We start from the raw sequence: 22,922 nt of genomic DNA on the forward strand, positions 1-22,922 counted from the left end.
TCAGTCAGCTCCGGGGTTTACTCACATATTTATTTCCTTTAAGGTAGTACCTCCAGGGTAAAAAAGCATGATCATCCGCATAAGCGACACCCACCCTGTGACTTGCCACCACCGTTCCAGGCAACCATTCTTCCGTTGCATCCTCAATCCAGATTTCCGTTCCGTTAAGATCCAGACCATTCAGGCGCCGGTCTATGCCCATCGCTTTTGCCAGGGAACCGGGACCAGCACTAAGGTTCGGTTTCAATACCGGCATACCTCTTCGCTCCAACATCACCTCTATACCGATTACTGGTTCCAATCCACGGATCAGCACCGCATAAGGTGTACCTTTTGCAGCTGTCACCACATTAAACAAATGATGAATCCCGTAACACAGGTATACATAAGACAAGCCCCCTGGCTCATACATCACCCTGGTGCGGTCCGTAAACCGCCCCCCATAAGCATGAGAAGCCTTGTCTTCAATTCCTTTATAAGCTTCCGTTTCTACAATTACCCCCGCAGTCAGTTGCCCATCTACAAAAGTAAAGAGCTGCTTGCCCAATAGCGCTATCGCCAGGGCATTCACATCGTCTTGCTGGTAAAAAGAGAAAGGTAGTTTAGCCATTCAATAAGTTAATTATTTCCTTTAAGTACTTTGCATCAACCTCATCGAAATGAGCAAGATGCTCACTATCAACATCCAATACACCAATCACTTCATCCCCTTTAAAAAGCGGTAAAACGATCTCTGAACGGGAAGCCGTTGCACAGGCAATATGCCCCGGAAAGGCATCTACATCAGGCACAATTAAGGTTTCTTTTTGCAACCAGGAGGCGCCACACACCCCTTTTCCTTTATGAATCCTGGTACAGGCTACAGGTCCCTGAAAGGGACCTAACACCAGCTGATCTTCTTTAACCAGGTAAAATCCTACCCAAAACCAATTGAACTGCTCTTTTAATGCCGCTGCGATGTTTGCTAAATTAGCCACCTGATCTGTCTCTCCGCTAATCAATGCCCCGATCTGAGGGATCAAAGAACGGTACTGCGCTTCTTTACTTATATCTGTTAAAATCTTTAAATCTTCTGCCATATCCGGTTGCTATTAATACCCAAAGATACAAAAGCCCGATACTTTTGTTGCCATCCGGACGTAAAAGCAATCGAATTCAATTGCGAAATTTTATCTAAGTTTGTGGTTTTATAATCACATACACCAACGAAATGAATAAGAAAATCTTATTAATCACTTCCCTGCTCGCTTTTGGCGCGGTCTTCTCCAGCTATAAGCTGTGGGACGAAGGGATGTTTCCTTTAAGCGAGATTAGCAAACTTGACCTAAAGAAAGCAGGCTTAAAGATAAATCAAAATGAAATTTACAACCCTAACGGCACAAGTCTGGTAGACGCATTGGTGAACGTAGGTGGATGCACCGGATCATTTGTTTCAGGCGAAGGTCTGATCATCACGAACCACCATTGCGCATTTAGCGCAGTACAACTAGCCAGCACGCCGGAACACGATTACCTGACCAATGGATTTGTAGCCAAATCACATGAAGAAGAAATTGAAGCAAAAGGACTAACTTGCCGTATTACTGATAGTTATGAAGATGTTTCAGACAAGGTATTAGGTGCAGCAGCACAGGTAGAAGACCCTGCTTCAAGACTACAAATCATCAACAATGCGATGAAAAACATCGCCCTTGAAGCGGAGAAAAAAGACCCTTCTATCAAAGCGGAAGTGTCGGAAATGTTTATCGGAAAAACCTATGTACTGTTCCGTTACAAAACCATCCAGGACGTAAGATTGGTTTACGTTCCGAATCGTCAGATTGGCGAATTCGGAGGGGAGACAGACAACTGGGTATGGCCACGCCACACCGGAGACTTCTCTTTTATGCGCGCATATGTAGCTAAAGACGGCTCTCCTGCGAAGTACTCGAAAGACAACGTTCCTTATACCCCTAAAAAGTTCCTTAAAGTAAACCCAAAAGGTACTAACGAAGAAGATTTCGTATTTATTTTAGGTTACCCGGGGAAAACTTTCCGTCACCGTCCGGCTGAGTTTATCCAGTACCAACAACAATTCTTATTGCCATACACTTCTGAATTGTATGATTTCCAGAACACAACCATGGAAAATGCAGGTAAGAAAAACAAAACTACTGAGATTAAACTAGCCACCAGAATCAAGAGAAATGCCAATGTCATGAAGAACTACCGCGGTAAACTTCAGGGCTTAAAAGGTATTGACCTGATTGCACAGAAAAAACAGGAAGACGCTGCCCTTGCCGAATTCATCAACAACAATGTAGATGTAAAGGCAAAATACGGCTCTTTAATGGCTGATATTGACAACCTATACAAACTAATCAATGGCGATGCACAAAGAGACCTATGGTTCTCTCAAATCTACAATTCGACAAGTTTATTAGGGGTTTCCAAAAACATCAACACCTTCAAAGCAGCACTTGATGCACAACCAGTGGCTCAGAAACAAGCTTTCTTTGACAAAAACATCGACAGACTTAAACAAAGTCTGGCTGTAAATTACGAGGCATACGACCTGGATGTCGACAAAAAGATCTTCAAAAGAATGCTTTCGGATGCCGCAGCCTTCAATCCTATGCAAAAAGTTACTGCCGTGAATAAAATCACCAGCAAAGGAACAAACAGCAACGCCGTTATTGACCAGTTTATCGACAACAGTATTGGCCTGAGCAAGCTTAAAGACGAGTCTTACGTCATGAATACCTTGTTAAAATCACCTAAATCAATAGCCGACTACAACGACGGCCTGTTGTTATTTGAAAAAGACATCGCTAAACAAATCGCCGAAATCAAGCCTGAAAAAGAGCGCCGTGAAGGCCTTTTAAATAAGGTCATGGGGGATTATGTGAATGTAAAAGAGAAGTTCATGAAAAAAGATTTCATCCCTGATGCCAACAGTACCTTGCGACTTACCTACGGTTATGTTAGGGGATACTGGCCAGCTGATGCCTCTTACATGAGACCTTACACCACTGTTAAAGGCATTTTAGAAAAAGGAGCCAGCGGGAATCCTGACTTCGGTTACCCTGCACAAATCAAAGCTTTATGGGATGCTAAAGACTTCGGTCCATATGCCAAAAAAGACCTGGATGACGTCCCTGTAGCCTTCTTATACAATATGGACACCACAGGAGGGAACTCAGGCTCACCAATCATGAACGCTTATGGCGAACTGATCGGTGTTAACTTTGACCGCGCTTACGGTGCTACTATTAATGATTACGCCTGGAACGAAAGCTATAGCAGATCGATTGGCGTAGACATCCGCTATGTATTATGGGTAGCTTCAAAAATCGACAAAGCCGATTACCTGATCAAGGAAATGGGCGTTAAATTATAATCCTAACTTTACATCATCGGGTCGTCTTTAATCAACTTTAAGACGGCCCTTTTTTTTATAACCACAACACATGAGAGTAATCGCAGAACTACCGCATCCGGAATGCAAAATCACCTTGTTCAATATGAACCAGAAATACATCATTAAATTCGAGCAAGGCGGTCTGGAGCAGAGCTACAAATTGTCCGAGCTAGACCTCACAGGAGGTGGAGCAAATGAGATTTTTCAGATACTGGACGAGGCTTTTATCGCCACTGTTGTGGCAAGATTCAAAGAGATGAGATCTGATTTTTCAGCAGCCTACAACCGTCAGCAATATTAGTAGACCAAAACCAAGTTAACAAGCTGTAATACAGAACGATTAACTCAGTAACAGAATTTAATTCTGTAAAATACAACCAAAAAGAAACTCAAAACCTAGCTAACACTCAGTATTACTTTAACTTATTACTATAAATTACACTGAAAAACAAATAGTTAAGATACTACACAAAACTTTATATGGGTAGATAAATTAGCCAAATATTAGGGAGGTTTTGAGTTTTTACACTAAAAAACAGATACCAGAAGAGGTCCTGCTAAGGTAGGTGATTATCTTCAAAAAAGGTATCTTCCCTCCTATTTTGTTCCCGCTATAAAGCCTGAGTCCGCATCAGGAGCCCGTTCTTCTACAGGGCTCTTTCTCCTAAAATCAGCTCCTGGTTTCTATATGAAATCCGTTTTATAATTCCGCCAGTTAAACGTACTTTTGCTGATATGAAAGCGAACTTACTTTTAATAGCGGCTACCCTTTTAATGGCATTGTCTGCCTGCAATAAAGTTTCGGAAAGCATCCAGCGCGATATCATTATTAAACCAGACTCCCTGTTGTTTTCCATTCCACCTACAGCCTTAAGTAGTGATTCCATCGTCATCGACAATCTGCCTGCTACGGTAAATATCATTGATGAGATCAACAACCCTGGCGGAGAAAACTTTAGTCTGGAAAACATCACAAAGGTTAAGGTTTCCGATTTCAGCATCACCTATGTACCCAAAGTAAAGGACAGCGTTGATGCGAAAAACAATTTCAGCAGCATCTCCACACTCAGGGTCAACTTAATTAACGGGCTAAAAAGGGACAGTTTAGCAAAATATGCAAATACCGGCTCAATAGATGCCGTTCCCCTGCGACTGTCATTAACACCTGTAATTGATGGAGAGGTTCTGAGAACCTACCTTAACAATGGAAGCTTAAAATACAGCGTGGTGATCAGACTTAGAAAATCTACTACAGATACCATTAGGGCAAAGCTCAGCGCAAGCTATACCTTAACACTTGAGAAATAACAGGCATTGTCCATATAAAATCCAATTCAACTCCATTTTTTTTGTAAGGTCAAATAAGTGTGGGACAGTTCGGGATACCCTCGTACTGCTGCCGCATTGTGTCCCTACTTCTTTAATCCTTAATAGATCCTTGATAGATGGTTGATAGGTCCTTGATAGGTCCAAATGACCTATCAACGATGGTGCAGGGACCTATTAAACATGGAGAAATGACGAAGACAATCGAGAAGCATACCGAAAGGATGTTGAAGGCAAACTGAAGACAGCAGCAATTGAACGTCTTGCCTGAAGGAAGTTCCGCCATGATGGGATTGCGCTTATAAACCAGCAGCCATTCGAGGCAGCAATGAAAAGCAATCCCAAAAATACACAAACGCAAAAAGGTGCCCAAAACAAATTGAGCACCTTTTTTTAATCACCGGTTAAATCGCCCGGAAACCTCCTTACTTATACTTTTCTTGGAGGAAGTTCGAAAGCAACTGCATCATGCTCAAAATGACCACGGTGAGCTCCATCACAGAAAGGCTTGTTGGCAGATAATCCACAACGACAGATCGACAATGCTGTTCTGCCTTGCAATCCGTATTCATTTCCCTGCATATCTACGATTTCAAAGTCTCCTTCGATCTTCACAGATCCGTTGTTATTTATGGTTAATTTCGTTTTTGACATCTTTAAATATTTTTGACAAAAATAGAAATTGAAAGCTCAAACAAAGCGCCTGATTGCAATTTAGATTCATTCACATTAAGCACAAAAACGTGTCTAAACATCAGCTTTCTTCAATAACCACGATTTAACAATGTTCAAAATTGATTATGAACTTAAAAATGTTTATATTTGCATGAAACGGGATATCATTACAACTATTCTCTTTCTACTTACCCACTAATCAATCTTATGATTAGGTTTCAATTTCTCCAGGTTGCTGATCCGTTGCCTCCCGAGAATTAAATTACATTCTAGCCATTATTGATTCATAAAGGGATCAAATAATCAAGCAAACAGAATAGGTAAAACCAGAGGAGAAGGTTATTTTTTAACTAATACATTGAATTTATGGCTAAATCTCAGGCTACCTTCATGAAGAAGCAACTAGAAAAAAACAGGCAGAAGAAAAAAGAAGATAAAGAACATCGCAAGCAAGAGCGTCAACAAAATTCTTCTGGTGGTGATCTTGAAAGCATGATGGCTTATGTGAATGAATTCGGGGAGATTGTATCTACTCCACCGGAAAAGGCCCCAGAAAAAGGACCAGAAAAGAAATAATAAAATAAGAGAGCTGCTATAAAGCGGCTTTTTTTGTACACTATTGGGTACAGAATACCACAATAACAGGCATTAAACCCCTGTTATCCTATTTTCCCGTTTCCTTAACGGGATTTTTTTTTCTTTATTTTAGAAAAAAAACAACAGTACACTCCCATCCCTTTTCCCCGGAAGACACCATTCTTAAGACCAGACAGGTAAGACTATCCATTGGGATACACATAGTTACCTTATCACTTTACTTCCATTATGTTTATCTCTGTAGAAATAAACCTGCTATTTTACTATTTTTGATTAGGGAAAATGTTTAATTTTCATTAAACATTAGTATTATTTTTAAAACAAGCCTGTTTTTTGATGAACAACAAAATAATAAAAGAGATTAAACGCTAATCGCTATGAATAACCTCTCCAATTTTTCGGATAGAAATACCATTCTGGATTTGTTTGCTGAGCAAGTCAAATCAGTACCCCATCAAACCGCCGTATTATTTGAAGGCCATGCCTTAAGTTATCAGGAATTAGACCAGATTTCTAACCGGCTGGCTCATTATCTGATCCGGAAGGGAATACAAAAAGAGACTTTAGTGCCCATTTGCCTGAACAACCCTGAAAGTATGTTGATCAGCATTTTAGCGGTTTTCAAAGCCGGAGCTGCCTATGTCCCTATTGATGAAGATTTCCCATTGGCCCGCATGAAATACATGGTTCAGGACAGTGCTGCGTCCCTGGTGATCACCGATTTAAAATCCTTACCCTTTCTCACGGCAGCCTCAGGTTTACAGGTGATCCTGGCGGATGAGGACTGGACAATCGCCGCTGAATCACCGGATACCGCAGTTCAGCTGACCATTGACCCGGATCAGGCGGCTTATGTCATTTACACTTCCGGCTCTACCGGATTACCTAAAGGCGTGTTAATTGAACACCATTCCTTAACCGACTATGTGTTGGGTTTAGCCACCCATTTGCCCTTATCCAGCTGCAAAAACTATGCTGTGGGTGCAACTATGGCTACCGACCTTGGCAATACCGCTATCTTTAGCGCATTGACCCTTGGAGGTACTTTACACCTTTTCAGCAAAGAAAACTTTAATACGCCCGAATATATTCACCCTTATTTCAGGGACCATACCATTGACTGCCTCAAAATCGTACCCTCTCACTGGAAATCACTGGCTTTAGATGGTCAGGATTTAATGCCTCAACAGCTGTTGATATTTGGAGGAGAAGCACTGAGTGCCAGCATGGTTAAAGAAATTAATCGTCCTGTATCAAATACCTGCAGGATTGTAAACCACTACGGTCCTACCGAGACCACTATTGGAAAACTCCTGCACCTGGTGAATGAAACCACGGTTTATGACCATACCATCCCTATTGGCAAGCCATTTACCAATGCGAAGGTTTATATTCTAAATCCGGAGTTCCGGGAGGCCGCCGTAAATGAACCCGGAGAAATCTATATCGGAGGCGCTGGCCTGGCTCGTGGGTATTTAAACCGCCCTGACCTTACCGCAGAACGCTTTGTCAAGGATTTCTTTTCTGAGGAACCTGGTGCACGTTTATACCTGACCGGTGATCTTGGCAAAAAACGCGAAGACGGGGAAATTGAGTATCTCGGTCGCATTGATGACCAGGTGAAAATCCGCGGTTACCGGATTGAGCTTGGGGAGATTGAAAGCATCCTTCAAACGGCACCTGGTATCAAACAAGGGGTAATTTTAGCCAGAGAAAACAAGCTCGGTGATAAAAGACTAATTGCTTATGTGGTGGTACAGGAGGATTACGATAAGAAAACCCTGATCAGTTATTTAGAAAGCAAGCTACCAGGTTATATGGTGCCACAGCTTATTGTACCTATGGAGGCGCTGCCTTTTAGTCCGAATGGAAAGGTGGATAAAAAAGCTTTACCAGATCCGGATGCGGCTACCTTATTGACAAACACCTATGAGGCACCAAATTACGAAACAGAAAACAACCTTTCGGCAATCTGGAAAGAGATCCTTGGGGTGAGCAGAGTGGGTATTGAGGACAACTTTTTTGAGCTTGGCGGGAATTCCCTGCTGGCGCAGAAATCTGTTGCTTTATTGAAAACCAGACATGGCTTGCATTTGCTGGTTACCAGGGTGTATCAATTTCCAAGAATTAAAGACATTGCTGCCTTTCTGGATGGCAAGGATCTGGTTAAAACCTATAAAAACAACGTTAAAGCACAAAACGAAGATCAGGATATTGCGGTCATTGGGATGAGTGGCAGGTTTCCAGGGGCTGATTCTGTAACTGAGCTTTGGGAACTCCTTAAAGCAGGAAAAGAAAGCACCAGATTTTTTACTGAAGCGGAAATTGACCAGAGCGTTCCTGCGGAAATCAGGAATCATCCTGATTATGTGAAAGCAAGGGGAATTATTGAGGAAGTACAGGGTTTTGATGCTGGTTTCTTTGGCATCACGCCGAAGCTGGCAGAGCTCATGGATCCGCAGCAACGTATATTTCTAGAGATTGCCTGGCAGGTGCTTGAAAAAACCGGTTATACTGCTGAGCATTATGAGGGCAGAACCGGTGTTTTTGCAGGCGTCCGCGTGAATACCTATTATGCGAACAATGTGTTGCCCAATCCGGATCTGATCGAAAATGTAGGTCGGTTTCAGGTGGTAACCGTTAATGATAAAGACTATGTATCCACAAGAACGGCGTATACGCTCAATCTAAATGGTCCGGCGGTCAATGTGCAATCGGCTTGTTCTACATCGCTGTTGGCAGTCGCACAGGCTGTACAAAGTATCAGAGCGGGCCAGTGTGAGATGGCACTTGCAGGTGGCGCAACGATAAACGCCCCGGTAAATGTGGGCCATCTTTATGAAGAAGGTGCCATGTTGAGCAATGACGGCCATTGCCGGCCCTTTGATGCCGGTGCAGAAGGTACTGTTTTTAGTGACGGTGCCGGTGTAGTCTTATTGAAAAATAAGGCCGCAGCTTTAAGAGACGGCGACCTGATTTACGCGCTTATCAAAGGAGTCGGCATCAGCAATGATGGTGGTGGTAAAGGCAGTTTCACCGCACCTAGTGCCGAAGGACAAGCCGCAGCAATCCGTATGGCTATTGATGATGCAGGGGTCGATCCTGCGCAGATTAGTTATATAGAAACCCACGGAACTGCGACTCCACTTGGTGATCCGATAGAAATTGAAGGCCTAAACCTAGCCTTTGGCAAGCAGAAAAAGAAACAGTACTGTGCTATTGGCTCTGTAAAAAGTAATTTTGGTCATCTTACCTGCGCTGCAGGAGTAACCGGGTTGATTAAAGCCAGTCTGGCCATGCACCATCAGCAGATTCCAGCCAGTATAAATTATGAGAAAGCAAACCCGAATATAGATTTTGAAGACAGTCCTTTTATCGTTAATACGGATTTAAAGGATTGGAAAGGTGATCAACGCCTTGCTGGTGTGAGTTCTTTTGGTGTGGGGGGAACGAATGTGCACCTGATTCTGGAATCTTATACTGATCAGACCCGGGATAGTGCTTCCTCAGCTTCGCATACTTCGCGTCCTTTGCAACTGATCACCTGGTCTGCTAAAAATGAGCAGAGTTTAAACCAGTATGGCGAAAAACTTGTAACGTTCTTAAATGATGCCAGTACTGTGGAGCTTCCCGACATTGCTTATACCTTAAATCAGTTCAGAAAATCTTTCCCTTTCCGTAGGTTTGTATTGGCCTCAGATCTGGAATCGCTTAAAATAGAATTACAAAAAGGCGGCAGTTTAGCTCCTGGACAAACGAAGAAAAACCCCGGAGTAATCAGGGAGACGGTATTTACCTTCCCCGGACAGGGGGCACAATTCCCTGGCATGGGGAAAGCACTATATGACCAGGAACCTGTGTTTCGCGCAGCGATGGATGAATGTAATGCGCTTTTAAAATCTAAATTACAGGAAAGTCTCTTAGATATTATCTATCCCCCGGAGCTGAATAAAGCAGCGGAAGAACAATTGAAAAACACGAAGTACAGTCAGCCAGCCTTGTTTATGATCGGCTATGCCCTCGGTAAATTATGGATGAGCTGGGGGGTATATCCTTCCGCATTTATCGGCCATAGTATCGGGGAATTTGTAGCGGCACATTTTGCCGGTGTACTCGACTTAACTGATGCCTTAAATATCATCGCCACGCGCGGACAACTGATGTCTGAGCTTCCGGGTGGCAGTATGCTTTCGGCGCGGGAAAAGGCGGAAACATTGAGACCACTCCTTCCTGAGGATGTTGCTATTGCTGCCATCAACTCCCCTGATCTTTGTGTACTGGCAGGAACTGATGAGGCTATCGCTGCATTTACTGCCGTCTTAAATGAAAAAGAAATCGCCAACAGACTGTTACATACCAGTCACGCTTTCCATTCTTATATGATGGATCCTGTGCTGGAACCTTTTACAAAAGCGCTGTTACAGCTGAAATTTAATGCCCCTCGCCTGCCCATTTATTCTACGGTAAAAGGAAGAAAAATGACTGATGAGGAAGCTACAGACCCGGGCTATTGGGCCAACCACCTGCGTTCTACCGTTTTATTTGACGATGCCGCAGCCTTGTTGCTTGCAGAAAACCAAGGAAAAGCATTTATTGAAATGGGCCCTGGTAATGCTACAGCTACGTTTTTACGTCAGCAGCCAGCAGGAAAAAACAACCTGATCCTAAGCTCACTGGAAATGCCAAAAGACAATGAATCCGCTTACCATAGCCTGTTAAGGGCTTACGGCGCTTTGTGGTTAAACGGCTACCAACCAGATTGGGCTGCTTTTTATAAAGAAGAAAAGCGGATCAAACTAACGAACCTGCCTACTTATGCCTTTAATAAAACAAAATACTGGGTTCAGCCACCTGCTTCAACCGCAGGTTACAATGCTACCCTTTCCATGGCAGGTTTCAACGCCTCTGTTTCAACGGACGTTTTTACCCCTCCTGTTTATATAGAACAACCCTTTACCTCAAACCAACAAACTACACCAGTAATGAGAAAGCAATCGTTAATCAGTCAGATCAAGGATATTCTGGAAAATACCTCAGGAATAGATATGCAGGACGCTTCTTCGGAGATCAGCTTTATAGAGATGGGACTGGATTCCCTGTTGTTAACTCAGATTGCAATTGCCCTGAAGAAAAGCTTTAATGTACCGGTTACCTTTCGACAATTAAACGAAGAGTTCAGCAATCTTGATCAGTTAGCCAGTTACCTTGACCAGCAATTGCCTCCTGAAACGGCAAGCCCTCCAGTAGCGGCTGTTCATACACCAAACCCATCTGCCGCTGTAAATGGAGCAAGTTCAGCAAACGGAAATCACCCTCCTGCAATGGGTTATCATGCGCACAATTCCGGCGCTGCGATTGAGCTGATTAGTCAGCAAATACAGTTATTGGCCAGACAGGTTGCTTTGTTGCAAGGGAACCCGATAGCGGTACAAAGCGTTGTGGTAACACCTCCTGTTCCACCTGCTATGCCTTTGCCTGATGCACCTGTTCCGCCTCGTAATACTCCTTTATCGAATGCTACAACTCCCGATTTAAGTCCTGAGGAACTGGCAGAGATTAAAAAACCTTTTGGCGCCAGTCCGAAAATAGAGAAACAATCTGCGTCCTTAACTCAGGATCAGCAACAATATCTGGACGATTTAATAGTCAGGTATACTGATAAAACGAAATCCAGTAAGACTTATACCCAGGAAAACCGGTCGCACATGGCCGATCCAAGGGTAGTTTCCGGGTTTAAACCGGCGACTAAAGAATTGGTTTATTCCATTGTGATCAACAAATCCAGGGGCAGCAAGTTCTGGGATCTGGACGGAAACGAGTACATCGATGCCTTAAACGGCTTTGGCTCAAACATGCTGGGTTATCAGCCTGATGTAATCAAAAACGCTTTATTGGAGCAGATTGAGAAGGGTTATGAGATTGGGCCACAGCATGAGCTTGCCGGAGAAGTGAGTAAACTGATTTGTGAATTCACTGATTTCGACCGTTCTGCACTATGTAATACCGGTTCGGAAGCCGTTTTAGGTGCCATGCGCATTGCACGTACCGTAACCGGCCGTTCCTTGATTGTCGCCTTTACCGGTTCTTACCATGGAATTGTGGATGAGGTGATTGTGAGGGGCAGTAAAAAACTGAAATCATTCCCTGCGGCACCGGGTATTATGCCGGAAGCCGTACAAAATATGCTGATCCTGGATTATGGGACAGACGAATCTTTAAGGATTATCAAAGAGCGTGCGGATGAAATTGCAGCAGTTTTGGTAGAACCTGTTCAGAGTCGCAGACCAGAGTTCCAGCCAGTTGCCTTTTTGAAAGAATTGAGAGCAGTTACAGAGAACTCTGGAACAGCTTTAATTTTTGATGAGGTGATCTCTGGTTTCCGTTTTCATCCGCGTGGTACACAGGGTATGTTTGACATTAAAGCGGATCTGGGTACTTATGGAAAGGTAGCCGGTGCAGGGATTTCTATTGGCATTATTGCAGGAAAAAGGAAGTTTATGGATGCGCTGGACGGTGGTTTCTGGCAATATGGTGATGATTCCGTTCCTGAAATCGGGGTCACCTATTTTGCAGGAACTTTTGTACGCCATCCTCTGGCGCTGGCCACCGCCAAAGCCTCCTTAACTTATATGAAGGAACAGGGCCCTGGCTTACAGTCCGGCTTAAATGAAAAAACAAAATACATTGCGGATACTTTAAATGCAATCCTCAAAAAGCTGGACGTACCGATGTTCATCGCACAGTTTGGTTCTTTATGGCGCGTTAAGTTTTTAGAGGACTATGCCTATACCGAATTGTTCTTTACATTAATGCGTTTGAAAGGCATCCATATTCTGGAAGGTTTCTCCTGCTTCTTAACGACTGCGCATAGTCAGGAGGATATTGATAAAATCATCACCACTTTTGAAGTCTGTTTAGCAGAGTTAAAAGCTGCCGGTTTTATTCCCACCTATATCCACCCTGTGGAGGAAAAAATCTCCTCAAAAATGGATATATTTAATAGTCCGCCTTTGCCAAATGCCAGATTGGGAAAAGATAAAGATGGCAATCCGGCCTGGTTTATTGAAGATCACCAGAATCCAGGAAAATACCTACAGGTAAATTAAACATAAAACTTAATGTCTCTACATACTTTTACACCAGTTGATTTTGACCCCTTTGATGATAAGTCAAGGGAGATAGAAAAGATTGTATTCACGAATGAGCCGCAGAAGGAAATCTGGCTGTCCTGCATGATCGGCGAAGTGGCCGCCAACCTGGCCTACAATGAATCTGTGTCTTTGGAGCTTAAAGGTGAAATTCAGTTTGCTCATTTTGGAACTGCCTTACTGGCGGTTCTGGACAGACATGAGGCTTTACGCGCTACGGTGAGCCCTAACGGAGAAACGCTGATCATTTATAAAAATCAGGACATTGCACTTGACTTCCATAATATTTCTGAGGAAAGCGATCAAAAAGCAGTGCTGGATGCGTTTATTGAGCAGGAAATGCAATCTCCTTTTGACTTGCAGGAAGGCCCTTTAATGCGTTTATTCTTACATAAACTTTCTGAAACCCATTACTACTTTACTATTGTTAAGCACCATATTATCAGCGATGGCTGGTCTACCGGGGTGTTTCTGGAAGATCTGAGTAAGATTTACAATGCGCAAGTGCAGGGGAAACCGATCAGCTTAAGTCCTGCCCCACAGATCAGCGAATATGCGGCTGAAATGATCGTTTTTGAGCAAAGTACCGAATATCAGGAAACGCTTAATTACTGGCTGGATATGTACCGTGATAGTGTGCCGGTCCTGGATCTTCCAACGGATTTCCCAAGACCAGCACTAAGAACTTATAAGGCTTCCCGGTTCGACTTACATCTTTCTACGGAAATCGTGGCGAAGTTAAAAAAAACAGGGGCCTCCTCAGGAGCCAGTCTCGTAAATACTTTACTGAGCGCATTTGAGATCTTCTTATACCTGCAAACCCATCAGGAGGAGTTGGTAGTAGGACTTCCTGCCGCCGGACAAGCCGCAACGGAGAAATTCGGATTGGTTGGTCACTGTGTAAACCTGCTCCCTTTAAAAACCAGGATAGATCCGAACTTGTCATTCACTGAATACCTGAAGCAACGAAAAAAAGCTTTCTTTGATGCTTATGACCATCAGAAGTTCACTTTTGGACAATTGGTAAAAGCGCTGAACCTTAAAAGAGACCCTTCCAGGATTCCGCTGGTTCCGGTGGTTTTCAATATTGATATGGGTATGGACAATTCCGTATCATTTGAGGGGCTGGATTATGAGTTGATTTCCAATCCCAGGGCTTATGAGACTTTTGAGTTGTTTTTGAATGCAACCAGTTCCAAACGCGGACTTACGTTGGAATGGACCTATAATTCCGGCCTTTTTACGCCGGCTACTATAGAGAAAATGGCCGGAGACTTTGAAAATCTTTTAAAAGACTTTGTTGCTGATCCGACTAAGACCATACAAAGCCATAGTCTGGCGAATTCTGAATCCTGGCTGAATCAATTGAAACAATGGAATCAAACCACTGTTGATTTCGATAAAAATATAAATATCTCCCGGCTGATTGAAGGGATGGCTTTAAAGTTCCCAAATCAAAAGGCGGTGACTTTTAAAAAGGAACAACTCACTTACTCTGAACTCATTTACCGTGTCAATCAGTTTGCGGCGTATTTGCAGGATAAAGGGCTCAAAACCGGCGATATCGTTGCCATAGCGACCGACCGTTCTATAGAAATGGTAATCGGGCTGCTGGGAATTCTGAAAGCCGGCGGGGTATATCTGCCATTGGACCCTGATTTTCCACACGATAGAATTGTATATATGCTGGAAGATTCCAAAGCGAAAATGCTGCTGGTTTCTAAAGCTTATGCAGGCAAATATGCTGCTGCCAAAGCGGGAGAATTTGTGATAGAAGACATTTGGGCTGCCCTGGATCATCATCCTGGTCAAAATATAGATGTTCCGGTTTCGGGTACTGATCTGGCCTATATCTTGTATACTTCCGGCTCTACCGGCAAGCCTAAAGGGGTTAAGATCATGCATGTCAACCTGATGAATTTCTTGCTCAGCATGCAATCTGCGCCAGGAATTAACCCTTCGGATCGTTTATTGGCGATCACCACAATTTCTTTTGACATTGCCGGTCTGGAATTATACCTGCCGCTTATTACCGGCGCAGAGCTGGTTTTATGTGACACAGAAAGTGCCAGAGACGGGCGTTTATTGTTAGACCTGATTCGGGATCAGCAGATCACAATCATGCAGGCCACTCCTTCTACCTGGAGAATGATGATAGAATCCGGCTGGACCAGCAACATTCCATTAAAAGTATTGTGCGGTGGAGAAGGACTTCCTAAAGACCTTGCCACAGCGCTTTTACAGCGTTGTTCGTCTTTATGGAATATGTACGGGCCTACGGAAACGACGATTTGGTCGACCATAAAAGAAGTTAAAAAAGAAGATGAGGTCATCACCATTGGTAAGCCCATTTTCAATACCAGTATTTATCTGGTCAATGAGAACGGGCAATTGGTCCCTCCGGGAAACATAGGAGAGATTTTAATCGGTGGTGAGGGTCTGGCCGCCGGCTACCTGAATCGGCCAGAGCTAACTGCTGAGAAATTCATTAAAGATATTTTTAGTGGCTCAGATCATGCAAGGCTTTACAAAACCGGAGATCTCGGTAAATTTACCGAAGATGGAGAGGTTATTTGTCTGGGCAGGTCTGATCAACAGGTTAAAATCCGTGGTCACCGGATAGAATTAGGAGAGATTGAAAATGCCATCACGGATCTGGGAGATGTAAAACAGGCCGTAGTCATGGCCAGAGCCGATCAGTTGGGCGAGCAGCGTTTAGTGGCTTATGTGATTCCGGAGGATCTGGAACCAAAAAACACTACGCCTTCCTGGAAAGACAGATGGGACACCATTTATGATATGGCCGCACAATCATCGGCAGGAAAAGCGGAATCTGATCAAAAGATAGACGGGATTTTACTGGAACAATGGAAAAACAGCGATAGTCTGGTGGAGCAGGCAGCGGAATGGCTGAAGGTTTCCGCAGAAAGGATTAAAGCGCTCAAAGCACGGGATATTCTAGAAATTGGCAGCGGCGGCGGTCAGCTGATGTTTGAGCTGGCTCCTTTTGCAAGTTCTTATATGGCTACAGATTATGCGGAAACGGCGATTAAAAAGCTACAGCAAAAACTGGATGCTGATTCGGATAAATGGCAACATGTAAGCACAAAGGCCAATGCAGCTGACGATTTCAGCGGGATTAACGGTCCTACCTTCGATTTGATTCTGATCCATAGTGTGGCTCAATATTTCCCCGATACGGCCTATTTTCTGAAGGTGATCGGCGCAGCGGTAGAACGTTTAAAAAAAGGCGGCTGTCTGTTTATCGGTGATATGCAGGGCAAAAATAGCTTAACCATGTATCATGCGATGGATTACCTCGCCAATGCAAAGGATAGTAGTACGCTTCCTGATTTCCAGGAAGTGGTGACTAACCGGGTAAGAATTGAGGATGAGTTTGTAGCTGATCCGGCATTTTTCTATCTCCTACCGAAGTTGATTCCGGAGATTTCTGGCATAGATGTCCAGTTAAGAAGGGGTTCATCATTAAATGAAACCACCAAATATCATTATGATGTGTGGATTTATGTGAATGCTGATCATAAAACAGTTAGTCCGGATTTAACACTGGACTGGCAACAGCTGAAAAGTGTCGCTGCAGTTGCAGATTTGCTTGAAAAAGAGCAGGTAGATTGCATCACCCTGAACCGGGTATTTAATGCGAGAACAGCCAAAGATTATGCTTTATTGAATTGGATGAATTCCGCAGCGCCGGCTACTTTAGTTGCCGATATTAAAAACCAGCTGGCAAATTTAGAGGATGGAATTCATCCGGATGAATTCTGGGAATTAGGCAGAAAACTGGGTTACAATACACATATCCGATGGAGCACTGACGGGACGGATGGCTGTTACGATGTCGTCTTTATTAAGGTGGGGATTGCAAATGCGATTCCAGCTGCCCCCCTGGCCATTGATCTTACGACAGCTCCTATTTTAGACTTCGCTAAAACACCGGTTTCGACCAACGAGCTTTTCCTTTCTAAAAAAACGATAGCGGAATGGAAAGAAGCCCTGGCGGCTCAGCTTCCGGATTACATGATTCCGGCTGATTTTATCGCATTAAAAACTTTCCCCTTAACGCCCAATCATAAGATCGACAAGAAAGCACTTCCTAAACCGCAGCCAAAGGCCGAAAACCAATGGCAGTCGAGAGAGTTGCCTCAGAATAAAAATGAGCAGCTGGTATTTGATATTTGGTCGGCGGTTTTAGGCCTGGAATATATGGATACTACTGCCGACTTTTTTGAGCTTGGAGGTCACTCCTTACTCGCCGTAAAAGTGATGGCTGCAATTGAGAAGAAAACCGGAAAGAGGTTGCCATTGGCTACGCTATTTGAAAATGCAAACATTCAAAAGCTGGCCAAAAAACTGCATCATGATGAGCCGGAAGTACAATGGGATGCATTGGTCCCGATTAAAACGACAGGTACAAAACACCCGCTATTTATGGTTCATGGTGGTGGATTAAATGTATTGGTATTTCAATCTATGAGCAAGTATCTGGATGAGGATCAGCCGGCTTATGGTCTGCAAGCCTTAGGTCTGAACCGGAAAAGGGAGCTTTTTGATAGTATTGAGGAGATCGCCGCCGTATATGTTGCGGAAATTCTAAAAGTACACCCGGATGGTCCTTATTGTTTATCAGGTTATTCTTTGGGTGGTTTCATTGTTTATGAGATGGCCAAACAGCTGACGAGTATGGGTAAAGAGCTGAAGTTTTTAGGGATTTTAGATACCTATGCCGGGGATGTGGGCAGTTCCGTTCCTAAATCCGTTAAGTTGTTGAATAAGATTAAAAGGCAGTTTTGTAAAGTTCCATTTTTCATTGGCTCTTTCTTCCGTTATCCCGGGGCTACCCTTCATTATCAGTTACAGATGATTAAACGCAGGATGGATGATACCATGCTGCCTCAGGGCCAGGATTACACGCGGCATTTTAGTCCTTATGAGAAGGAGATTTATAAAAGTTACGATCTGGCCCACAATCATTACAGGATGGTTCCGGAAGACCTTAAAATCAGCTTATTTACCGTGAAGAAGCGGTTATATTACCTGGATGACAACCAAACTCTTGGCTGGGCAAAATATGCAACTCAAGGAATAGAGCGTCATCATGTTCCGGGGGATCATGAGACTTTCTTATACCCTCCAAATAATGAAGAATTTGCAAGAATTTTACAGGCTGCTTTAAACAAAATCTAATGGAATCAACTGCTGACAACTTGCTGAACGGACCAATCACCTGGCTCCCTTACGATGGACAAGACCTTTCTATAAAGGGTTTTGTTCATATTTTTAAGATGAAAGCCAGTGATTATTTTAAAAAAATAGAGGCTAAAGAATTATTGTCTGCGGAGGAATTGGCTAAAGCAACACGGTTTCTACACCAGCAGAGCAGGGAAAATTATACGGTCCGCAAGTATTTCTTGAGGAAACTCCTCTCTCATTTTCTTCCTGTGCCGCCCAAAGCATTGGTTTTTCATTTGAAAGACAATAAGAAGCCGGCTATTGATGGGTTATGTTTTAATGTAAGTCATTCAAAAGACCTGATTACTATCGCTTTCAGCGAAAGTTCTATTGGTGTTGACATTGAATATATAGACCCTTATTTTCAATATAAAGAGGTAATAGATCTTTGCTTTTCGGAAAAAGAAAAAGCGATGGTGGAAAGTGCTGCACTCCCCATCCTGACCTTTTACCTGCTATGGACCAGAAAAGAGGCGATTGTAAAAGCTACCGGCGAAGGTATTGTAGAGCAGTTGCCGGAGGTACCCAGCCAGGATACTACGGTTTTAAGAAGTGGACGGAGCTATCAGGTAAACAGCTTTTTTGCTACAGAAACCCATTTATTGACCACCGCTATCCCACTGGATAATAAACCGGTTAAATTCTGGGATCTGGGTACCAGCGGACTGAATTTCTTATAGCTCTCCTTCTCTTTAATACTGCCTTTAGTTTCAGTTATTTTCTTTTAGACTTTTCCCAGGCCGCACTTTGGTTCTTTTTATAATACCTGATGATGCCCGCAATCACTGCATAATTCATCACACAGAAATAGTAAGGGATGAACAGCGCTTTGATTCTGATGTTTCTATTCTCAAAATAGAGTCCGATGAGACTCAATACGTAAAAAAATACCTGAAGGCCAAATAACACCTGATAAAACAGTGAGCCCGTTTCCAGGGCAATGATTCCGTTTAAGATAAAGGCAAGGATCAATAGAAATGGAGTGATGGTCCAGCGCAATACCCGATGACTCAGGTATTGAAAAGTAAAGATGGGGTTATGAAAAGGATTTGCGGCTTTTTTTAACCTTAAGATCGATTGGATTCCTCCTGCTGCAATTCTTATTTTACGTTTCAGTTCTTCTTTTACATCCGCAGAAGCGGTTTCCATAGCATAAGCATTGGCTTCATAGGCAATGATGTATCCGTTTTCGGCGATACGCATGGCGATCATATGGTCGTCTATAATGGTGTCAGATTCTACCGGCTGGTACAATGCTGTGCGAATACTAAACAGCTCCCCTGCTGCTCCCACACCCGAATATAGCGCATAGTCCCATTTTTTCAACAGAGATTCGTATTTCCAGTAAAAACCTTCTCCGGCAGAGCTGGCATCTGCAGTTTCGGGTACCAGTATTCTTTTTTCTCCGGCTACGGCACCTACTTTTGGGTTCTGGTAATGTTTTACCAGTTCCAGCACCGCGTCTTTATTTAGAAAAGTATTGGCATCCGTAAATACGGTAATTTCTCCTTTGATAGCCGGGATTGCGCGTTTAATCGCCGCCATTTTCCCTTCCCTCGCCTCGATATGAAGCAAGGTGATTTCCGGATATTTACGCACCTGATCCGGCGTACTGTCAGAAGATCCGTCAGTCGTAAATATGAACTGTATTTTATCTTTGGGATAGTTCAGTGCAAGGGTGTTTTTGATCTTCTCTTCAATCAGTTCGGCTTCATTATAGGCAGCCACGAGCAAAGTTACGGTAGGTAAGTCCTCCCCCTTTTTGAAAGAAAAGGGTTTTACAAATAAGCTTTTGAGCTTCAGCAACAGGTAGAGCACAAAGCCATAACCTACAAATGTATATACGATCAGAAAAATGCTGATCCAGAAAAGTATGATCATCAATATTATATTTTAAAGCCTAAGTACTTACTGGTTTTGGACTGGCTGAAATTCCATAACACACCTTTAAACACCCATTTCACCAAATCTGTTCTTCCCTTTTTAAGATAGGTAAATATTTGTTTTGGACAGGCAATACCGATATAAAAGCAACTGAAAAGGAGGGTATTTAGCAAACCGGTATTTCTACGGATGAACAGCATCCTGTTCCTGGTCATGAAATAAGTTTTGATGCTGCTTTCTTTCCCCACACTCATCGACTCTTTATGGTAGATTTTGGTCTGGCCGGTAAACCAGATTTTCTTTCCTGCGCGTTTGAACTGTTCACACCAGTCTAACTCTTCATAATATAAGAAATAGTTTTCTGCCATCAGACCGGTTTTGTCCAGGTCCGACCTTCTGCACATCATGGCTGCGCCATGGCAAAATCCCGTTTCTCTGCTATCCTGGTCATACTGACCCTGGTTGTGTTCCATGTTGCCGATTCCCATATTCCTCGCAGTGAGGTAATTCATCTCCGTAAATCCCGCATACTGGATGGTGTCCGGTTGATCATAATAAAGTATTAGTGGAGAAATGATCCCAATTTCCGGATGGTTATTCATCGTCTCCGTTAACACGGTAATCAGGTTAGGACTGATCTCGGTATCGTTGTTCAATAAGAGCAGGAACTCGCCTGTAGCTATCTTAATACCTATATTATTACCTCCGGCGAAACCTAAATTCTGTTCGGAGCGCAGGTATTTCAGGTCGGGATAAGCAGCCGTAAACTCCGCTTCATGATCTTCTCTGCTCCCATTGTCTACTAAAATCAACTCTACGGGAATCCCTGTGGTATTATTCTTGACTGATCGTAAGAACGCTAACGTTACCTCAGGTTGATTAAAGTTAACGGAAATTATTGAGGTCAGTTTCATCTGCTGTAAAAGTAGGATTTTGATTGGTTATTTTTCAAGGAATTAATTTGCAAAAAAGCTATTATTGTATCAGCTTACTTATATTATAAATACAAATACTGCTCCACCTCATGAAACAAAAACATGTCATCACTAAATAAAATATCAAGGGTATTAAAATATGTGGGCATACTCATGAGTACCTCGCTTACGCAATGTAACCGACCGGTAACGGCTGGCCGCCAAATGGAAGCCAGTTCCATTGTGACGCCGATCGTCCTCCCGGCAGTGAATTCAGGAGATACCTCAAGGCTGGTATCCATAGAAATGGACATTAAAAAAGCAAAAATACCTCATTTCCGATTTACTGACCTCGCCTACAATAAAAGTAAGGGCTTCATGCTGATGAAAGATGATGGCCTGGCTTCAGATTATACTATTGTTTATAAAATCCTCAGCGGCGGGGTAGTTAATGGGAAAAAGTACCCCGGTTTTACCTATACCGATGGTGCGGGTAAAAATATTGGCTACAAATATTCTTTTGCTATCAATCCGAATGAAGCGCATGGCAGTTCGGCAAATGTGACCTCCTGGCCACAGATCATGGAAATTATTTCTAAGGGGCATTCCATCATGAACCATACCTTATTTCATGGGGGAACAGATAAGCTGAAAGCCATAAAAGATGCCGAAAAAAACCTGTGGAACCATACGCATTACCGGATGACGGAGATCGTGATTCCTTCAAATGATGAGGGTTTTGTAGCAAGTGGTTTACAGCTGGGGTATCATTTGATTAGTTCAGAATTCGGGGAGCCTATACCTGATGGCAACAATAGTCCGGGAAATGAAAATGTAAGCTGGGGTAGTGTCATCAGAATGAAGACCCAGAATTTCAACAAAGTCCTGATTTCCAGAACTAATTTAGGAGACCAGTGGAATCCTGAAGAGCTTAAAAATGCAAAAAGCTATGTTGATGATGTGTTCAATCACCCTGAAAAAGATAAAAAACTAATCGGGGCTGCCTTTAGTCATGGGCCCTTTGGAGATAAGAAAGAGGGTGCTGAGATTTTCTTTGAATTCATCAATTACATTAAGAACCATCCTGCAAACCGCGATAGCGCCTGGATGACTTCTTCAAAAGAGCTGATGGATTATGAGAAAACAAAAGCGAAGGTAAAAATTATTAAAGAAAAGTATGATCCAGGCACCGGAAAGTACCATATTACACTGGACATGAAGGCCGTAGACCCTAATGTCATTTACAGAAACATGAGTTTAATTGTAAATGGCGGGGAGATTTCTAATGTAAAAGCAACCGGAACAAATGACGTTACTTTTAACGCTAAGACCGGATTGATCAATATTTATAAAACGGACAGGTCTAAAGTCCGTGATCCTTTTAAGGATAAATTACCTCCTCAAATTTCGAAAATCAGTTATCAGGGGAACGTGATTACCATCGTTTACGATATACCCGTAAAACAAAGTAAAACAACAGGTTACGAGATTACCGGAAATAAGGTATTACAATTAAAGGGCTCAGGAAAAGTCTGGCAATTGCTACTGCAAAATCCGGTGACAGAAAAACAGACCTTTTTCTATCGCATGCAACGTGGAGATGCCAGTCAGGCAGATGACCCTTCATTTAGAGTTTGTACTTATGCTGGATCACCTCTTTTAAAGGAGAATTGATCCAGGCTGACAGCGCTCAGAAAAAAATAACCAAGCTTGTAATATTTTAGGCAC

At 43.0% G+C, this 22,922-nt stretch carries 13 protein-coding genes; 8 read left to right on the plus strand and 5 right to left on the minus strand.

The annotated features are described in order from the left end of the window. Nucleotides 1-4: 4 nt before the first annotated feature. Together OQX61_RS01005 and OQX61_RS01010 are read right to left on the minus strand one after the other, a co-directional pair. Nucleotides 5-610, minus strand: coding sequence for a DNA-3-methyladenine glycosylase (locus OQX61_RS01005; protein ID WP_265839774.1), 606 nt, complete (start codon nt 608-610; stop codon nt 5-7). Beyond that, a complete protein-coding gene (locus OQX61_RS01010) occupies nt 603-1,079 on the minus strand; it encodes a GAF domain-containing protein (RefSeq protein WP_265839775.1) in 477 nt (158 codons plus the stop codon). The genes OQX61_RS01005 and OQX61_RS01010 overlap by 8 nt, the downstream gene beginning before the upstream one ends. Nucleotides 1,080-1,210: 131 nt before the next feature. On the opposite strand from OQX61_RS01010, the gene OQX61_RS01015 reads away from it, so the two are divergent. The 3 genes from OQX61_RS01015 to OQX61_RS01025 all read left to right on the plus strand — a co-directional run bounded on the left by OQX61_RS01015 (nt 1,211) and on the right by OQX61_RS01025 (nt 4,708). Beyond that, nucleotides 1,211-3,379, plus strand: a complete 2,169-nt coding sequence (locus tag OQX61_RS01015) for a S46 family peptidase (protein ID WP_265839776.1) — start codon at nt 1,211-1,213, stop codon at nt 3,377-3,379. Nucleotides 3,380-3,449: 70 nt separating this feature from the next. Next, on the plus strand, nt 3,450-3,701 hold the full coding sequence (locus OQX61_RS01020; protein WP_265839777.1) for a hypothetical protein: 252 nt from the start codon (nt 3,450-3,452) through the stop codon (nt 3,699-3,701). 434 nt (nt 3,702-4,135) lie between these two features. Next, entirely contained in the window at nt 4,136-4,708 is a 573-nt protein-coding gene (locus OQX61_RS01025; protein WP_265839778.1) for a hypothetical protein, read from the plus strand. 447 nt (nt 4,709-5,155) lie between these two features. On the opposite strand, the gene OQX61_RS01030 is transcribed toward OQX61_RS01025, so the two are convergent. After that, nucleotides 5,156-5,380, minus strand: coding sequence for a CDGSH iron-sulfur domain-containing protein (locus OQX61_RS01030; RefSeq protein ID WP_265839779.1), 225 nt, complete (start codon nt 5,378-5,380; stop codon nt 5,156-5,158). A 411-nt stretch (nt 5,381-5,791) separates the two neighbouring features. On the opposite strand from OQX61_RS01030, the gene OQX61_RS01035 reads away from it, so the two are divergent. The 4 genes from OQX61_RS01035 (at nt 5,792) to OQX61_RS01050 (ending at nt 19,076) form a co-directional block, all read left to right on the plus strand. Continuing rightward, entirely contained in the window at nt 5,792-5,977 is a 186-nt protein-coding gene (locus tag OQX61_RS01035) for a hypothetical protein (protein ID WP_265839780.1), read from the plus strand. A 398-nt stretch (nt 5,978-6,375) separates the two neighbouring features. Further along, nucleotides 6,376-13,104: a polyketide synthase gene (locus OQX61_RS01040; RefSeq protein WP_265839781.1), complete on the plus strand. Its 6,729-nt coding sequence runs from the start codon at nt 6,376-6,378 to the stop codon at nt 13,102-13,104. Between the two features lie 12 nt (nt 13,105-13,116). Next, the gene (locus OQX61_RS01045) at nt 13,117-18,351 is read left to right on the plus strand and encodes a non-ribosomal peptide synthetase (RefSeq protein ID WP_265839782.1); all 5,235 of its coding nucleotides are present in this window, start codon (nt 13,117-13,119) and stop codon (nt 18,349-18,351) included. After that, nucleotides 18,351-19,076 carry a 4'-phosphopantetheinyl transferase superfamily protein gene (locus OQX61_RS01050; protein ID WP_265839783.1) on the plus strand — a complete coding sequence of 242 codons (726 nt, stop codon included), beginning with the start codon at nt 18,351-18,353 and terminating at the stop codon, nt 19,074-19,076. The genes OQX61_RS01045 and OQX61_RS01050 overlap by 1 nt, the downstream gene beginning before the upstream one ends. Nucleotides 19,077-19,110: 34 nt before the next feature. Here OQX61_RS01050 and OQX61_RS01055 read toward each other — a convergent pair whose 3' ends face one another. Next, entirely contained in the window at nt 19,111-20,277 is a 1,167-nt protein-coding gene (locus OQX61_RS01055; protein ID WP_265839784.1) for a glycosyltransferase family 2 protein, read from the minus strand. 5 nt (nt 20,278-20,282) lie between these two features. Continuing rightward, a complete protein-coding gene (locus OQX61_RS01060; protein ID WP_265839785.1) occupies nt 20,283-21,194 on the minus strand; it encodes a glycosyltransferase family 2 protein in 912 nt (303 codons plus the stop codon). Between the two features lie 123 nt (nt 21,195-21,317). On the opposite strand from OQX61_RS01060, the gene OQX61_RS01065 reads away from it, so the two are divergent. Continuing rightward, nucleotides 21,318-22,868: a hypothetical protein gene (locus tag OQX61_RS01065; RefSeq protein ID WP_265839786.1), complete on the plus strand. Its 1,551-nt coding sequence runs from the start codon at nt 21,318-21,320 to the stop codon at nt 22,866-22,868. The last annotated feature ends 54 nt before the right edge of the window (nt 22,869-22,922 follow it).

This window comes from Pedobacter sp. PLR (assembly GCF_026239675.1).
In the GTDB taxonomy this organism is placed as follows: domain Bacteria; phylum Bacteroidota; class Bacteroidia; order Sphingobacteriales; family Sphingobacteriaceae; genus Pedobacter.

Coding starts and splice junctions, on each gene's coding strand:
- OQX61_RS01010 (WP_265839775.1), bottom strand. CDS start 1,079: ATGGCAGAAGATTTAAAGATTTTAACAGATATAAGTAAAGAAGCGCAG.
- OQX61_RS01015 (WP_265839776.1), top strand. CDS start 1,211: ATGAATAAGAAAATCTTATTAATCACTTCCCTGCTCGCTTTTGGCGCG.
- OQX61_RS01030 (WP_265839779.1), bottom strand. CDS start 5,380: ATGTCAAAAACGAAATTAACCATAAATAACAACGGATCTGTGAAGATC.
- OQX61_RS01060 (WP_265839785.1), bottom strand. CDS start 21,194: ATGAAACTGACCTCAATAATTTCCGTTAACTTTAATCAACCTGAGGTA.
- OQX61_RS01045 (WP_265839782.1), top strand. CDS start 13,117: ATGTCTCTACATACTTTTACACCAGTTGATTTTGACCCCTTTGATGAT.
- OQX61_RS01005 (WP_265839774.1), bottom strand. CDS start 610: ATGGCTAAACTACCTTTCTCTTTTTACCAGCAAGACGATGTGAATGCC.
- OQX61_RS01035 (WP_265839780.1), top strand. CDS start 5,792: ATGAAGAAGCAACTAGAAAAAAACAGGCAGAAGAAAAAAGAAGATAAA.
- OQX61_RS01020 (WP_265839777.1), top strand. CDS start 3,450: ATGAGAGTAATCGCAGAACTACCGCATCCGGAATGCAAAATCACCTTG.
- OQX61_RS01040 (WP_265839781.1), top strand. CDS start 6,376: ATGAATAACCTCTCCAATTTTTCGGATAGAAATACCATTCTGGATTTG.
- OQX61_RS01050 (WP_265839783.1), top strand. CDS start 18,351: ATGGAATCAACTGCTGACAACTTGCTGAACGGACCAATCACCTGGCTC.
- OQX61_RS01055 (WP_265839784.1), bottom strand. CDS start 20,277: ATGATCATACTTTTCTGGATCAGCATTTTTCTGATCGTATATACATTT.
- OQX61_RS01065 (WP_265839786.1), top strand. CDS start 21,318: ATGTCATCACTAAATAAAATATCAAGGGTATTAAAATATGTGGGCATA.
- OQX61_RS01025 (WP_265839778.1), top strand. CDS start 4,136: ATGAAAGCGAACTTACTTTTAATAGCGGCTACCCTTTTAATGGCATTG.